The organism is Nocardioides agri, assembly GCF_013778305.1.
Lineage (GTDB): Bacteria > Actinomycetota > Actinomycetes > Propionibacteriales > Nocardioidaceae > Nocardioides > Nocardioides agri.
This window is the reverse complement of the sequence record NZ_JACEIC010000002.1, coordinates 2,770,841-2,785,300: the sequence shown is the minus strand read 5'-3', so window position 1 is coordinate 2,785,300 and position 14,460 is coordinate 2,770,841. Positions and strand designations below refer to the sequence as shown.

At 73.5% G+C, this 14,460-nt stretch carries 15 protein-coding genes; 6 read left to right on the top strand and 9 right to left on the bottom strand.

From position 1 onward, the window contains the following. Nucleotides 1-29 precede the first annotated feature (29 nt). From HZF07_RS18050 to HZF07_RS18040, 3 genes are read left to right on the top strand one after another with little or no spacing between them, the layout of a single operon-like run. Nucleotides 30-512, top strand: coding sequence for a GNAT family N-acetyltransferase (locus tag HZF07_RS18050; protein WP_157343557.1), 483 nt, complete (start codon nt 30-32; stop codon nt 510-512). Beyond that, on the top strand, nt 509-1,687 hold the full coding sequence (locus HZF07_RS18045) for a cytochrome P450 (protein WP_157343555.1): 1,179 nt from the start codon (nt 509-511) through the stop codon (nt 1,685-1,687). Before HZF07_RS18050 ends, HZF07_RS18045 begins: the two co-directional genes overlap by 4 nt. Further along, nucleotides 1,684-2,496, top strand: coding sequence for an NAD(P)H-binding protein (locus HZF07_RS18040; RefSeq protein ID WP_157343553.1), 813 nt, complete (start codon nt 1,684-1,686; stop codon nt 2,494-2,496). The genes HZF07_RS18045 and HZF07_RS18040 overlap by 4 nt, the downstream gene beginning before the upstream one ends. Here HZF07_RS18040 and HZF07_RS18035 read toward each other — a convergent pair. From HZF07_RS18035 to HZF07_RS18020, 4 genes are read right to left on the bottom strand one after another with little or no spacing between them, the layout of a single operon-like run. After that, a complete protein-coding gene (locus tag HZF07_RS18035; protein WP_181645346.1) occupies nt 2,486-4,360 on the bottom strand; it encodes a Na+/H+ antiporter in 1,875 nt (624 codons plus the stop codon). The two genes, HZF07_RS18040 and HZF07_RS18035, sit on opposite strands and share 11 nt — an antisense overlap. Before the next feature lie 4 nt (nt 4,361-4,364). Then, the gene (gene menD / locus HZF07_RS18030; RefSeq protein ID WP_309504832.1) at nt 4,365-5,939 is read right to left on the bottom strand and encodes a 2-succinyl-5-enolpyruvyl-6-hydroxy-3-cyclohexene-1-carboxylic-acid synthase; all 1,575 of its coding nucleotides are present in this window, start codon (nt 5,937-5,939) and stop codon (nt 4,365-4,367) included. Next, on the bottom strand, nt 5,936-6,856 hold the full coding sequence (locus HZF07_RS18025) for an o-succinylbenzoate synthase (protein WP_157345649.1): 921 nt from the start codon (nt 6,854-6,856) through the stop codon (nt 5,936-5,938). The genes menD and HZF07_RS18025 overlap by 4 nt, the downstream gene beginning before the upstream one ends. A 17-nt stretch (nt 6,857-6,873) precedes the next feature. Beyond that, nucleotides 6,874-7,854: an AMP-binding protein gene (locus tag HZF07_RS18020; RefSeq protein WP_181645344.1), complete on the bottom strand. Its 981-nt coding sequence runs from the start codon at nt 7,852-7,854 to the stop codon at nt 6,874-6,876. A gap of 36 nt (nt 7,855-7,890) precedes the next feature. On the opposite strand from HZF07_RS18020, the gene HZF07_RS18015 reads away from it, so the two are divergent. Then, the gene (locus HZF07_RS18015) at nt 7,891-9,150 is read left to right on the top strand and encodes an MFS transporter (protein ID WP_181645343.1); all 1,260 of its coding nucleotides are present in this window, start codon (nt 7,891-7,893) and stop codon (nt 9,148-9,150) included. A gap of 10 nt (nt 9,151-9,160) precedes the next feature. Further along, nucleotides 9,161-10,036 (top strand): 1,4-dihydroxy-2-naphthoate polyprenyltransferase, encoded by an 876-nt coding sequence (locus tag HZF07_RS18010; protein ID WP_181645342.1) that lies wholly within the window; start codon nt 9,161-9,163, stop codon nt 10,034-10,036. Here HZF07_RS18010 and HZF07_RS18005 read toward each other — a convergent pair. Then, nucleotides 10,033-10,293, bottom strand: coding sequence for a DUF4229 domain-containing protein (locus HZF07_RS18005; protein ID WP_181645341.1), 261 nt, complete (start codon nt 10,291-10,293; stop codon nt 10,033-10,035). The genes HZF07_RS18010 and HZF07_RS18005 overlap by 4 nt on opposite strands. Nucleotides 10,294-10,337: 44 nt before the next feature. On the opposite strand from HZF07_RS18005, the gene HZF07_RS18000 reads away from it, so the two are divergent. Continuing rightward, nucleotides 10,338-10,547 carry a hypothetical protein gene (locus HZF07_RS18000; protein WP_181645340.1) on the top strand — a complete coding sequence of 70 codons (210 nt, stop codon included), beginning with the start codon at nt 10,338-10,340 and terminating at the stop codon, nt 10,545-10,547. A gap of 15 nt (nt 10,548-10,562) precedes the next feature. Here HZF07_RS18000 and ccsB read toward each other — a convergent pair whose 3' ends face one another. Genes ccsB through HZF07_RS17980 form a run of 4 tightly spaced genes read right to left on the bottom strand, consistent with a single transcriptional unit; the run spans nt 10,563 to nt 14,458 of the window. After that, nucleotides 10,563-11,549 carry a c-type cytochrome biogenesis protein CcsB gene (ccsB, locus tag HZF07_RS17995; protein ID WP_181645339.1) on the bottom strand — a complete coding sequence of 329 codons (987 nt, stop codon included), beginning with the start codon at nt 11,547-11,549 and terminating at the stop codon, nt 10,563-10,565. Further along, entirely contained in the window at nt 11,546-13,141 is a 1,596-nt protein-coding gene (gene resB, locus HZF07_RS17990) for a cytochrome c biogenesis protein ResB (protein ID WP_157343551.1), read from the bottom strand. The genes ccsB and resB overlap by 4 nt, the downstream gene beginning before the upstream one ends. Beyond that, nucleotides 13,138-13,899, bottom strand: coding sequence for a cytochrome c biogenesis CcdA family protein (locus tag HZF07_RS17985; protein ID WP_157343549.1), 762 nt, complete (start codon nt 13,897-13,899; stop codon nt 13,138-13,140). The genes resB and HZF07_RS17985 overlap by 4 nt, the downstream gene beginning before the upstream one ends. Further along, entirely contained in the window at nt 13,892-14,458 is a 567-nt protein-coding gene (locus HZF07_RS17980) for a TlpA family protein disulfide reductase (RefSeq protein ID WP_157343547.1), read from the bottom strand. The genes HZF07_RS17985 and HZF07_RS17980 overlap by 8 nt, the downstream gene beginning before the upstream one ends. Between the last annotated feature and the right edge of the window lie 2 nt (nt 14,459-14,460).

Genomic DNA, 14,460 nt, shown 5'->3' with positions numbered 1-14,460 from the left:
GGTAATCGCGTGCTCCCTACGATGCTCGCGTGAGACCGACCCTGCGCCCCGCCGTGCCGGCCGACGCCGAGGCCGGCGCCGCCCTGCACATGGCGTGCTGGCGCGAGGCGTATGCGCCCTACGCCGACCCCGCGCTGCTCGCCCAGCGACTCGCGTCGACCGACCGCTTCGTGGCGGCGTGGAGGAAGCAGCTCGCCGACGGCCCGCCGCGCGTCCTGGCCGACGTCGACGGCGAGCCGGTCGGCTTCGCGGTCGTCGGCCCCAACCGCGACCCGGACGGGCCGGCGGCGACCGAGCTCTTCGCGATCTACGTCCGCGCGGCCTGGTGGGGCACGGGGGTCGGGCAGGCGCTGTGGGACGCCGTCGCCCCGTCCGAGAGCTGCTCGCTGTGGGTGCTGGAGGCCAACGAGCGCGCGCAGGGGTTCTACCGTCGCCAGGGGTTCGTCGCCGACGGCGCCCGCGACTTCTACGAGGACCTCGGGACGTGGGCGGTCAGGATGGTCAGGCCATGACCTACTTCGACCTCTCCGACCCGGACTTCGACGTCACCTCACCGGAGGTGCACGCCGCTCGCGACGAGAGCTGGTACGTCGAGACCAACTGGGGCTGGGCGATCCTGCGGCACGCGGAGGTCAGCGCCGTGCTGCGGGACCGCCGCTTCCGCCAGGGCAACGCGCGCTGGCCCGCGCAGAACGGCATCCACTCCGGCCTCTTCTCCGACTGGTGGCAGGAGACGCTGCTCAGTCTCGAGGGCGACGACCACGCGCGCGTCCGGCGGCTGCTGATGCCGGCCTTCCGCAACAAGACGATCGCCGCGATGCGGCCACGCTTCCAGGCGCTGGCGAACGAGCTGGTCGACGGGTTCGCCGCGCGCGGCGAGGTGGAGCTGATCAGCGAGTTCGCGGAGCCGTACGCCGCCCGCATCATCTGCGTCCTGCTCGGCCTGCCGGAGGACGACTGGCACCAGGTGGGGCGCTGGGCCGACGACCTCGGCGCGTCGTTCTCGATCGACGTCGGCAACCAGGTGCCCCGAATCGAGGCCGCGCTGACCGGGCTCTTCGAGTACGTCGAGCAGGTGGTCGCCGACCGGCGGGCACATCCGCGGGACGACCTGGTGACGACGCTCGTGCAGGCCAGCGACGACGGCGACCGGCTCACCGGGCACGAGCTCGGCGTGGCGCTGGTGTTCCTCGCGTTCGCGGGCATGGAGACCACCCGCAACCAGATCGGGCTGGCGGTGCAGACGCTGCTGAAGCACCCTGACCAGTGGCGGCTGCTCGGCGAGCGCCCCGACCTCGGCGCGAACGCCGTCGAGGAGGTCATGCGCGTCAACCCGACGGTCACCTGGGTGACCCGCGAGGCCCTGGAGGACGTCGGCCTCAACGGCCTGCTCATCCCGCAGGGCGGCATCGTGCAGACGCTCTCGCACAGCGCCGGCACCGACCCGAGCGCGATGCCCGACCCGTCCTTCGACATCACCCAGCAGCGTCCGCCGCACCACGGCTTCGGCGCCGGCGTCCACCACTGCCTCGGGCACTTCGTCGCCCGCACCGACATGGCCGTCGCCCTCCCCCTGCTCGCCCGGCGGATGCCGGACGCCGCGCCGGACGGTCCCGGCGAGTGGCTACCGGTCTCCGGCAACACTGGGGCCGTGAGCTTCCCGATCCGCTTCACCCCGTCGTCATGATCGCCGTCACCGGATCGACCGGCGCCCTCGGCGGCCTCGTCGCCCGCGCGCTCGCCGACGACCTCCGCACCGACCTCAGGCTGGTGGTCCGCGACCCCGCCAGGGCGCCCGACTACGACACCGACGTGCGCGTCTGCACGTACGCCGACCTCGACGCCTCGACCACCGCCCTGGCCGGCGTCGACACGCTGTTCATGGTGTCGGCCGCGGAGTCCGCCGACCGTCGAGCGCAGCACCGGACGTTCGTGCGCGCGGCCGCGGACGCGGGCGTGCGGCACGTCGTCTACACCTCGTTCGCGGGCGCCTCGCCCGACGCGACGTTCACGCTCGGCCGCGACCACGCCGACGCGGAGGCAGCGATCCGCGAGAGCGGGATGGCGTTCACGTTCCTGCGCGACAACTTCTACCTCGACGTGCTGCCCTCGTTCGCCGACGAGCGCGGCGTGATCCGCGGGCCTGCCGGCGACGGCCGGGTCGCCGCGGTCGCCCGCGCGGACGTCGCCGAGGCCGCCGTCGCGGTGCTGCGGGCCCCGGCCGCGCACGCTGGCGCGACCTACACGCTCACCGGGCCGGAGGCGCTCACCATGAGCGAGGCCGCCGAGCGGCTGGGCCTGGAGTTCGAGGACGAGACCGAGGAGGCGGCGTACGCCTGGCGGCGCGAGCGGTACGGCGCCGCGCAGTGGCAGCTCGACGCCTGGGTGAGCACCTACACGGCGATCCGGGACGGGTCGGTCGCCGAGGTCACCGACCACGTCGAGCGGCTCACCGGCCACCCGCCACGGTCGCTGGAGGACGCGCTCACGCCGTGAGGTGGTGCACGTAGCACCAGCGCCAGTCCTCGCCCGGCTCGGCGGACTGCATGACCGGGTGCTGCGTGTCGTGGAAGTGCTCGGTGGCGTGCTGCAGCTGCGAGGAGTCGCAGCAGCCGACGTTGCCGCACTCCAGGCAGCGCCGCAGCGACACCCACTGGGTGCCGGCCGCCACGCACGCCTGGCAGTACGTCGCCGGCTCCTCCGCGACCGTGGGATGCCGCACGAGGTCGTCGCAGAGGTCGCCGATCTGCCAGCGCCGCGCGGCGTACGCCGCCGTCTCGTCGCGGTCCTGCTCGGCGCTGTCGAGCATCGACTCCTCGACGTCGAGGGTCGCGAGCACGTCGGCGACCACCTCCGACGGCACCTGTCCGGCGTTGCGGATCTCCAGGATGCGCTGGCGCTCGACGTCGATCAGCTGGCTGCGGATCCGGTAGTAGAGCGCGGCGGGCGACGCCTGGTCGGCCTGGGTGCCGAGGCGCTCCCACGCCGCGAAGTTGCGCTGGTCGAGCCGCTGCCGGATCAGGTCGACGACGCCGGCGGGGTCGTCGACCTGCATCCGGTCCAGCTCCTCGAACGCCGCCTTGGAGGCCTGCTGGAGCAGGGTCGCCCGCGCGAGCGCGTCGTCGAGCGGGTCCGGTGCCGGCACCCGCAGGCGCCGCGCGAACCACGGGAGCGACAGGCCCTGGATCAGCAGCGTGCCCGCGACGACGGTGAACGCGATCATGAAGAGCACCTCACGGTGCTCGGTGCGCTCCGGGATGGCGAACGCCGCGGCGAGTGTGACGACGCCGCGCATGCCCGCCCAGCCGAGCAGGAACATGAACGACCACGGCGGGGCCCCGTGGCTGGCGTCGCGGTCGCGTGGCCGGCGGAAGAGCACCCAGCGCGAGCCGAGCACCCAGAGCAGCCGGAGCACGATCACCGCCACGAGGGTCGCCAGGCAGACCGTCACGATCCGGGCCGCCCCGAGGTCGCTGTCGGCGAGGTCCTGGAAGAGCCACTGGGCCTGCAGGCCGATCAGCGCGAAGACGGTGTTCTCCAGGAGGAAGGAGATCGTGCGCCAGTTGATCCGCTCCGCGATCCGCGACTGGGCGGTCTGCAGCACCGGCGCCCGGTGACCGAGCAGCAGGCCGGCCACGACGACCGCGATGACGCCGGAGGAGTGCACCTCCTCCGCGACGATGTAGCAGAAGAACGGCACGACCAGCGAGAGCGCCACGTCGATCGCCGGGTCGGTGATCCGGCGGCGCATCCGCGCGACCAGCCAGTACGCCGCGAGGCCGAGGGCCACACCACCCACGGCGGCACGCACGAAGTCGAGGCCGATCCCCCACGCCGAGACCGCGACCGTGCCGGCGGCGACGCCGAGCGCGGTGCGCAGCAGCACGAGGGCGGTGGCGTCGTTGAAGAGCGACTCGCCCTCGAGGATCGTGACGATCTTGCGCGGCAGGCCGATGTGCCGCCCGATCGCCGTCGCGGCGACCGCGTCCGGGGGCGCGACGACCGCACCGAGTGCGAGCGCCACCGCCCAGGGGATGCCCGGGATCAGCTCGTGCACCAGCCAGCCGACACCGAGGGTCGTGAAGAGGACCGCGCCGACCGAGAGCAGCAGGATCGGGCGCCGGTAGGCGTTGAAGTCGACGAGCGAGGAGGAGATCGCAGCGGCGTACAGCAGGGGCGGCAGCAGGCCGACCAGGACGAGCTCGGGCTCGAGGTGGACCTGGGGCACGAACGGCAGGAACGACGCCAGCACGCCGGCGACCACCAGCAGCAGCGGCGAGGGGATCCCGATCCAGCGCGAGACGACGACGCCGACGAGCACGCCGACGACGAGCGAGATCAGGAAGAGGGCGACGTCCACGGGCTCATTGTTCCTGGGGCCGCAAGGCCCGGATCCGCTCGTCCAGCACGCGGCGGTTGTCGCGACGCACGACGGCCTCGACGACCTCGATCCCGCCGTTGGGGCTGGCCAGCGCCTGCTCGAGCTCGGGGCGGCTCGACACCCGCAGGTGCGGGGTGCGGGTCGCGGCGCACAGGCTGGCCAGGTCGACGCCGTGGGGGGTGCCGAAGAGCCGCTCGTACTGCTCGGCGTACTCCCCGGCCCCCTGCTCCAGCATCGTGAAGATCGAGCCGCCGTCGTCGTTGGCGACGACGATCGTCAGGTCCGGCGTGGGCTCCCCGGGACCCAGGACCAGCCCGCCGGCGTCGTGCAGGAACGTCACGTCGCCCATCAGCGCCAGCGCCCGGGGGCTGCCGGGTCGCGCCAGCGCGGCGCCGATCGCGGTCGAGACCGTGCCGTCGATGCCGGACAGGCCACGGTTGGCGAGCACCTTACGGCGCGCGCCCACGCGGTAGCGCGGCACCATCAGGTCGAGGTCGCGGATCGGGCTCGACGCGCCGACCACGAGCAGCCCGCCCTCGGGCAGGGCGTGGGCGACGGCGCCCGCGACCTCGTACGGCGTGAGCTCGGCCTCGGCGGCGAGCAGCGCGTCCAGCTGCTGCGCGACCGAGCGGTCGGCCGCCAGCCACTCCTCGAGCCAGGCCGGGTCGTCGGGCGCGTCGACCGTGGGCACGACCGGCAGCCGCTCGTCGACCCGGAACGGCCGCTCTGCCCAGACGCCGGCGGCCGGGGTGTCGAGCACCTGCACGTCGGCGCGGGCGAGCAGCCGGCCGACCGGCCGGGAGAGGGTGGGGTGGCCGCACACGACGACCCGCTCGATCCGCTCGCCGAGCCCGGACGCCAGCAGCAGGCGGTAGGTGCGGATGGCGTTGGCACCGGTGCGCGACCCGCTCGACGGCTCCGCGAGCAGCGGCCACCCGGCCGCCTCGGCCAGCACCCGCGCCGGCGGGCCGGCGTCGTCGCCGGCCACCACGACCGTGCGGGGGCCCGTCGGGATCGTCAGGTGCAGGGCCGGGCGGGCCCGGCCGACACCAGGGCCGGGCGTCACGTCGGGCAGCCACCGGTCGTCGGGCACCAGTGGCTCGTCGAGCGGCACGTTGAGGTGCAGGGGGCCGGTCGCCAGCAGGTCGTAGGAGGCGCTCGCGTCCTGGGTCGGCACCAGCGGCCCGAAGATGCCGACCTGGTCGGTGGTCTGGTTGGCGCTGGTGCCGCGCAGCCGGGCCGGGCGGTCGGCGGTGACCACGACCAGGTCCACGTCGGAGTGCGCGGCCTCGAGGACCGCGGGGTGCAGGTTGGCGACGCCGGTGCCGGACGTGCAGATGACGGCGGCACGCCGGCCGTTGCGGGACAGTCCGAGGCCGAGGAAGCCGGCGGTCCGCTCGTCGATCCGGGTGTGCAGCCGCACCAGCCCGGCGGCAGCGGCGTCGTAGGCCGCGAACGACAGGGGCGCGTTGCGCGAGCCGGGCGTCACCACGACCTCGGTGACGCCGGCCCCGATCAGGCGGCTCAGGACGTCGCGGGCCAGGGAGGTGGAGCTCACGACGAAGGATCCTGCCGCACGGCCCGGACCTCGGCGAGCCGGGCCGACCAGTGCGCGACCCGGTCGGGGTCGGCGGCGACCAGCGCCTCGTCGACGGTCGGCACCCGCACCGGCAGCAGGCCGGCCACCGGCAGCAGCGGGTCGGTGACGACGTCGCCCGCGAGCAGCTGCCCGGTCGCGAGCCCGCAGGCGTACGGCAGCTCCGGCAGCGCGGCGGCGAGCGCGACGCCGGCCGCGAGGCCGACGCTGGTCTCCAGCGCCGAGGAGACGACCACCGGCAGGCCGATGTCCTCGGCGATCCGCAGGCAGGCCCGCACGCCGCCGAGCGGCTGCACCTTGAGCACGGCCACGTCGGCGGCCTCGAGGTCGCGGACCCGGTAGGGGTCGGCCGCACGGCGGATGGACTCGTCGGCCGCGACCGGGACGTCGACCGCACGGCGTACGGCGGCGAGGTCCTCGACCGAGGCACACGGCTGCTCGACGTACTCCAGGCCGCCGGCGGCCCGGTCGAGCACGCCGATCGAGGCGAGCGCGGTGTCGAGGTCCCAGAGGCCGTTGACGTCGATCCGCACCCGGCCGTCCGGCCCGAGCGCGTCGCGGACCGCCTCGAGCCGGGCCTGGTCGTCGCCGAGCGTCTGGCCGGGCTCCGCGACCTTGACCTTCGCCGTGCGGCAGCCGCCCGCGCTGACGATGGCGTGTGCGCGCTCGGCGTCGACGGCGGGCACGGTCACGTTGACGGGTACGGCGTCCCGCAGCGGCGCCGGCCAGTCCCCGGTGGCCGCCTCCTCGGCGCAGCGGAGCCAGGGCTCGGCGACCCGCGCGTCGTACTCCAGGAAGGGGCTCCACTCGCCCCAGCCGGCGTCCCCGTGGAGCAGCATCCCCTCGCGGACCGTGATGCCACGGAAGCGGGTGCGCATCGGCAGGCTGAAGACCCTCACGCCAGCCCCTTGAGGGCCAGCCGGTCCGCCTTGCCGTTGCCCAGCAGCGGGAGCGCGTCGAGGCGCACCACCTGGCGCGGTGCCCAGGCGCGCGGGTGCCGGGCCGCCACCCAGTCGCGCGCCGCGTCGAGGTCGAGGTCCCCGACCACGAACGCGACGACCCGGTTGCCCCACTCCTCGTCGGGCACGCCGAGCACCTCCGCGGTCGCCACCGCCGGGTGCTCGCGCAGGCGGGCGGCGACCGCGGCGGCCGGCACGTTGACGCCGCCGCTGACGACCATGTCGTCGATCCGGCCGAGCACCTGCAGCCGGCCGTCCTCGTCGAGCCGCCCGGCGTCGGAGGTCAGGAACCAGCCGTCGACCAGCACCTCGGCGGTGCGCGCCGGGTCGCCGGCGTACCCGTCGAAGAGCGTCGGGCCGCCGATCCGCACCCGGCCGTCGTCCCCGATCGCGACGGCCACGCCGTCGAGCGGGAGGCCGTCGTAGACGCAGCCGCCGGCGGTCTCGGCGGAGCCGTAGGTCGCGACCACGCGCACCCCTGTCTCGGCGGCTCGGGCACGGAGCGCGGCGTCGACCGGCCCACCGCCGAGCAGCACGGTGTGGAAGGTCCGCAGCGCGTCGGCGTCGGTGTCGAGCAGCCGGTGCAGCTGGGTCGGGACCAGCGACACGAAGCGGTCCACGTCGCCGAGGGCCTCGGTCGCGGCCGCGAAGTCGTCCTCGAGCACCACGGGCTCGTGCCCGGCCACCAGCGACCGGCACACGACCTGCAGGCCGGCGACGTACGACGGCGGCAGCGCGAGCAGCCACCGGCCCGACCCGCCGACCCGGCGTGCGCTCGCCGTCACGGAGGCGAGCACGGCGGCCCTCGAGAGCAGCACCCGCTTCGGCGTGCCCGTCGAGCCCGAGGTCTCGACCACCCACGGATCCGGGTCGTCGGCCGCCAGCCAGGCGGCGACGTCGCGGAGCGTGGAATTCACGCGACCGACACTAGTGGCGCGTGATGGGATGCCCGCGTGCCGTCCCGTCTCGACCGCTTCCTCCCACCGACGCAGCTCGCCCGGCGCCTGTCGGTGCAGTCGGTGCTGTTCGCGACGGGCGAGGGCGCGTTCCTGACCGGCAGCGCGGTCTTCTTCACCCAGATCGTCGGGCTCAGCGCCGCGCAGGTCGGCATCGGCCTCACCGCGGCGGGCGCCGTGTCCTTCTGCTTCGCGATCCCGCTCGGCAAGCTCTCCGACCGGGTCGGACCCAAGCGCACCTGGGCGCTGAGCGCGTTCGGCACGGCGGGCCTCTACCTGCTGTGGCCGTTCATCGGCGGCTTCGCGACGTTCGTGGTGCTGATGGTGCTGCTCGAGCTGGTGCAGAGCGCCGGCTGGTCCGGCCGCGGCGCCTACACCATCGATGCGTTCCCGCACGACGAGCGGGTGCGGTCGATGGCGTTCATGCGGGCGGCGCTCAACATCGGGTTCACCCTCGGCGCCGGGATCGGCGGGCTGGCGCTCGCCTTCGACAGCGAGGCGATGCTCCGCGCGGTGCCGTGGCTCACCGCCGCGGTGCTGGTCGCCAACGCGGTCCTCATCGTCCGCCTGCCCGACGCCCAGCACGACAAGTCCGTGGCCGCCCCCGTCGAGAAGGCGGTCGCCACGAAGGACAAGCGCGGCAGCGCGCTGCGCAACCGCGGCTTCGTCGGACTGATGACCTGCGACGGCGTGCTCGGCACCAACCAGGTGCTGCTCAACGTCGTGATCCCGCTGTGGCTCGTTCAGGAGACCGACGCCCCGCACGTGCTGCTCGCCTGGCTCTTCGGCACCAACACCGTGCTCGCGGTGCTGCTCCAGGTCCCGGCCGCGCGCGGGGTCGAGTCGGTCGCCACCTCGCTGCGCGCGTCCCGCATCAGTGCCGCGTTCTTCGTCGGCTCGTGCCTCATCGTGCTCGTCACCCACGACACGATCGGCTGGGTCACGATCGCGCTGGTCTGGCTGGGCCACGTGACCGTCACCGGGGCGGAGCTCTTCCAGTCCGCGGGCCACTGGGGCTTCCTCTCCGAGCTGTCCGACCCCGACCGGCGCGGCGAGTACCAGGGCGCCTCGCAGCTCGGTGGCGCGCTGGGCAGCGTGTGGGCGCCGGCGCTCTTCACGTTCCTCGCGATGGAGTGGGGCACCACGGGCTGGCTGCTGATCGGCGGCATCATCGCGGTCGCCGTGCTGGCGATGCCGGCGTTCGCTCGCGCCGCCGAGCGCTACCTGGTGCGCGCGCGACAGCCCGCGACTGCTTGAATCTCACCTCGTGGCAACTCCCGCACAGTGGCTCGCCGGCGCCCGGCCGCGCACCCTGCCCGCAGCCGTGTCGCCCGTGCTCGCCGGCTCCGGCGTCGCGGCGTACGTCCACGGCTTCGTGGCGTGGAAGGCGCTGCTCGCGCTCGTGGTCGCGCTGGCGCTCCAGGTGGCGGTCAACTACGCCAACGACTACTCCGACGGCATCCGCGGCACCGACGCCGACCGCGTCGGCCCGATGCGCCTCGTCGGGTCGGGGGCCGCTGCTCCGGCGGCGGTGAAGCGCGCGGCGTTCCTCGCGTTCGGGGTGGCGGGCGTGGCCGGGCTGGTGCTCGCCGTGACGACCGCCTGGTGGCTGGTCGCCGTCGGCCTGGTGTCGATGCTCGCGGCGTGGTTCTACACCGGCGGCTCGAAGCCCTACGGCTACCTCGGCCTCGGCGAGGTCATGGTGTTCGTCTTCTTCGGGCTGGTGGCCGTCGTCGGCACGACGTACGTGCAGACCGAGACCTGGGAGTGGGCGGCGCTCTGGGCCGCCGTCGGCGTCGGCGCGCTCGCCTGCGCGATCCTGGTCGCCAACAACCTGCGCGACATCCCGACCGACACGCTCGCCGGGAAGCGCACCCTGGCCGTCGCGCTCGGCGACCGCGGCACCCGCCGCCTCTACGTCGCCCTGGTGGTCCTCGCCACGGTCGCGATCTTCGCGGTCGCCCTCGTCACCACGCCGTACGCCGTCGCCGCCGTCGGCTTCCTGGTGCTCGCGCTCCCGGCGGTCCGGACGGTGCGCGGCGGCGCCACCGGACCGGGCCTGATCCCGGTGCTGCAGCAGACCGGGCTCGCCGAGCTCGCGTGGGCGGCGCTGGTCGCGGCCGGGCTGGTGCTCGGACGCTAGTCCGCGTCCTCCTTGGACCGCAGCTCCTCGATCTTGGCCGAGGCCCTCTCGGCCCGCCCCTCCACGCGCCGGGCGAAGGCCTCGCGCTGCCGGTCGAGCAGGTAGTAGGAGCCGAGCCCGCTCATCAGGAACGCGGCCACGATCGCCACCAGCAGGTTGAACTCGCCCGCGATCAGGACCCACGCGCCCACGACGATCCCGAGGGACGCGAGGAAGAGGACGAGGCGCAGCAGCGTGTAGACCCAGAACTCCTTCACGGGTTCAGGGTAGGTGCTCACCACGGGCGCTCTACCCTGGAGGGGTGCTCAGATTCCTGCTCGTGGTGATCCTCGTCGCGCTCACGGTCTATCTCGTGACCCGCGCCGTGCAGCGAGCCGGCGGCCCCGCCCTGCCGAAGCGTCCGCAGCGCCGCTCGGAGCCGCCGCGGATCATCGGCCCCGACGACGACCCGGACTTCCTCCGCGACCTCGACCGCAAGCGCAAGCACCCCGAGGACCCCGAGGCCACCTGACGGTCGAGTCGGTCGTCAGAGGTCTCGACTCAGCGCCGGAGCGGGCGCGCTGTCGGCGTAGGAGTGCTGCGAGGTCGTCGAGAAGTAGTTGATCCCGATGAAGTTGAACCACAGCGTCGCCATGCCGACCAGGGCGAGGATCGCGGCGTTGCGGCCCTTCCAGCCGGCCGTGGTGCGGGCGTGGAGGTACGCCGCGTAGACGACCCAGGTGATGAAGGCCCACACCTCCTTGGGGTCCCAGTTCCAGTACGACGACCAGGCCTGGTGCGCCCAGATGGGTCCGGTGATCAGCACCGCGAACGTCCACACGGGGAAGCCGAACGCGTGCAGCCGATACGAGACCCGGTCGAGCACCTCGGGCTGCGGCAGGCGGCCGACGTAGCCGGTCTCCGTCCCCGGCCTCCGCGCCTTGACGAGGTAGAGCGCGGAGGTGATGCCGCCGAGCGTGAACGCGCCGGTGGCGATGATCGCGGACACGACGTGGATGACCAGCCAGTACGACGAGAGCGCCTCGGTCAGCGGCGCGACCGGCGCGTAGAGCCAGATGACGGCCACCATGAGGACGGTCAGCACGAACGCCAGCACGATCGGCGCCATCCACGCGAGCTTCAGCCGCCGGCAGAGCACGACGTAGAGGAGCGCGACCACCCAGGTGCCGGCCAGCGTGAACTCGTACATGTTGCCCCACGGCACCCGGTTGGGGTCCGCGGCCATGCCGCGTCCGACCAGGCCGACGAACTGGATCGCGACCGCCAGGCAGGTGAGCAGGTAGCCGAGCCGACCGAACATCTCGGCGCGGCGCGGCGCCGACTCGTCCCCGGGCGGTGCGGTGTCGACCGCGACGCCACCGGCCGCGTCCGCGGAGGCGGCCGCGACGGCGGTCACCGGCACCTTGCGCAGCGACGCCCACTCGACGAGGTGCGCCAGCAGGGCCAGGAAGTACACGAGCCCGGCGGCGGCCACGGCCTGGTTGCTCAGGCTCTCCCACGCGGCGTCAGTCACGACTTGTCCTCTCCTCGGAGTGCGGCCACGAGCTCGTCGACGACGACGGAGGTGTCGCCACCACCGGACCTGTCGAGCGCGGCCACCTCGACCAGTGTGCCGTCACCCTCGCGACGGGCGCGAACCCAGACCCGGCGGGGGCGGATGAAGAGCGACCCGAGCAGCCCGATCAGCGCCAGCACCACGCCGATCAGCGCGATCCACTTGCCGGGCGTCTGGCTGATCTGGATCTTGTTCCAGCGCTGCAGCCCGTCGAAGCTCACCGTGCCGAGCCCCTCGGGCAGCTCCGCCGTCTCGCCCGGCCGGAGGTCGATGCGGTACGGCGTGCCGTCCTCGTTCTCCAGCATGTTGGTCTTCGACTTGTCCAGCGAGTAGACCGACTGCGCGGCGCCGTCGTCCATGCCGAGGTCGCCGGTGTAGACGAGCATCGAGATCATCGGGTCGACGTCCTTGCCGAACAGCGAGTAGTAGCTGCCGGTCTCCTCCGAGAACGCGACCGTGGGGTAGAACTCCCCCTCCAGCCCGATCTGGGTCGGCTCGGCGTCGGGCGCCTTGACCACGCCGACGGACCGGAACGACTGGTCGAGCGGCAGGAAGACCGTCGGCTCGCTCCAGACGACGTCGCCGTTGCCGTCCTTGACCGTGATCACCGGCGCGTACCCGTGACCGATGAGGAACACGTCGGTGTCGCCGATCGTGAGCGGGTGGTTGACCTTGAGGTCGTAGGTCTTCTCGTCGGCGTCGGGCGACTCGCGGTAGCTGAGGTGGGACTCGAAGCCGCGCGCCATGCCGGCCCGCGGGCCTTCCGTCAGCCAGTCGACGTCGAAGTCGTCGATCGTGAACGAGAAGGGGTCGAGGTCGTCGGCCGAGAAGAGGCTGCCGGGGTCGAAGTCGTCGTACTGCGTGAGGTCGTTGGCGAAGCCGTAGTCGTCGCCCACGAGCAGGATCGCGCCGCCCTTGTAGCCCAGCATGCTGCCCATCGCGAAGCCGACCAGGACGATCAGCACGGACAGGTGGAAGACCAGGTTGCCGGCCTCGCGAAGGTAGCCGCGCTCGGCGGAGATCGCCAGGTCACCGTCGTCGCCCGGGCGGAGGCGGTAGCGGCGGCGCTTCAGCACGGCGCGCGCCCGCTCGAGCACGTCCTCGGGGTCCTCGGCGGTCTCGTACGACGTGTGGTCCGGCAGCCGCTCCAGGTTGCGCGGCGCCGCCGGCGGCTGTGCCCGCAGGCCGCGCCAGTAGTGCAGCGTGCGGGGCAGGATGCAGCCGACCAGCGACAGCATCAGCAGGATGTAGATCGCGGAGAACCACGCGGAGTCGTAGACCGAGAAGAGCCCGAGCCGCTCGTAGACCGGGGTGAGCTGGGGGTGGTCGGTCTGCCAGTTGGAGGTCTTGAGCGAGTCGACGCCCTCCTGCGGGATCACCGACCCGGGGATCGCGGCGAGCGCGAGCAGGAGCAGGAGGATCAGCGCGGTGCGCATCGAGGTGAGCTGCCGCCAGGTCCAGCGCAGCAGCTCCTTGAACGTCAGCTCGCCGGGGCGGCGGTCGTCCTCGGGCGGACGGGTGCTCAGTGCGGTGCGGGGGGCGGTGCTCATATCGCGGTCTCCGTCCCGTTGACGAGCCGGACCTGGACCCAGCTGACGGCCTCGGCCCACCAGCCGGTGACCAGCAGGACGCCGACCGCGACGAGCATCAGCCCGCCGGCGCGCATCACCCAGACCTGGTGGCGGCGTACCCAGCCGACGGTCGCGAGCGCCTTCTCGTAGGCCAGGCCGGCGACGATGAACGGGATGCCGAGCCCGAGCGCGTAGACGACGGAGAGGAACGCGCCCCGGCCGACGCTGCCCTCGGTGAGGGCCAGCAGCTGGATCGCCGCCAGCGTGGGCCCCATGCACGGCGTCCAGCCGAGACCGAAGAGGAAGCCGAGCAGCGGCGCGGCCGCGAGGCCCACCGCGGGCACCTTGTGGACCCGCCACTCCCGGTTGAGCCCCGGCAGCCAGCCCGCGAACGCCAGCCCCAGCAGGATCATCGCGACGCCGAGCACGACGGCGAGCTCGCTGCTCCACTCGACCAGCCACACGCCGAGGGCGCCGGTGACGGTCCCGAGGATCACGAAGACCGTGGCGAAGCCGGCCACGAACAGCACCGAGCCGACGAACATCCGGCCGCGGCGGGTGCCGGCGACGCCGTTGGCCAGGTCGGCGCCCGAGAGGCCGGTGGCGTAGGACAGGTAGCCCGGCAGCAGCGGGATCACGCACGGGGAGAAGAACGACACGAGGCCGGCGAGCAGCGCGACCGGCACCGCGAGCACCAGCGACCCGGAGGCGGCCGTCTGCTCGAACCACTCAGCCATCGACGTCCTCGACGAGGTCGACGAGCGTCTGCTTCGACGGGAGCGGTCCGAGGATGCTGCCGGCGATCCGACCCTCGCCGTCGAGCACCACGAAGGACGGGATCGACCGCGGGCCGATGGTCCCCCGGAACGCCAGCATCTCCTCGCCGCCCGGCGAGAAGAAGGACGGGTACGGCACCTCGAAGCGTCGCTGGAACGCGAGCGGCTTGGCGGTGGAGGGGTCGCGGGTGTTGAGGCCCACGAAGCTGGCCCTGCCGTCGAGCTCCTCGGCCGCGGCCACGACCTCGGGCGCCTCGGCCCGGCACGGGCCGCACCACGCGCCCCAGACCGCGACGACCGTCGGCTTGCCTCGGAAGTCGGCGAGGTCGAGCGGCTCGCCGTCGAGGTCCTCGCCGGCCAGCGCGACGGGCTCGCCGCGATCGGCGGCCTTGACCGTGCGCACGGTGCCGTCGCCGCTCACGAAGCCCTTGTCGCCCGTGCCCTCGAGGGACGAGCAGCCGGACAGGGGCCCGGAGAGGAGCAGGGCAGCGCAGGCCAATGCACCCAGGTGTCTACGCATGG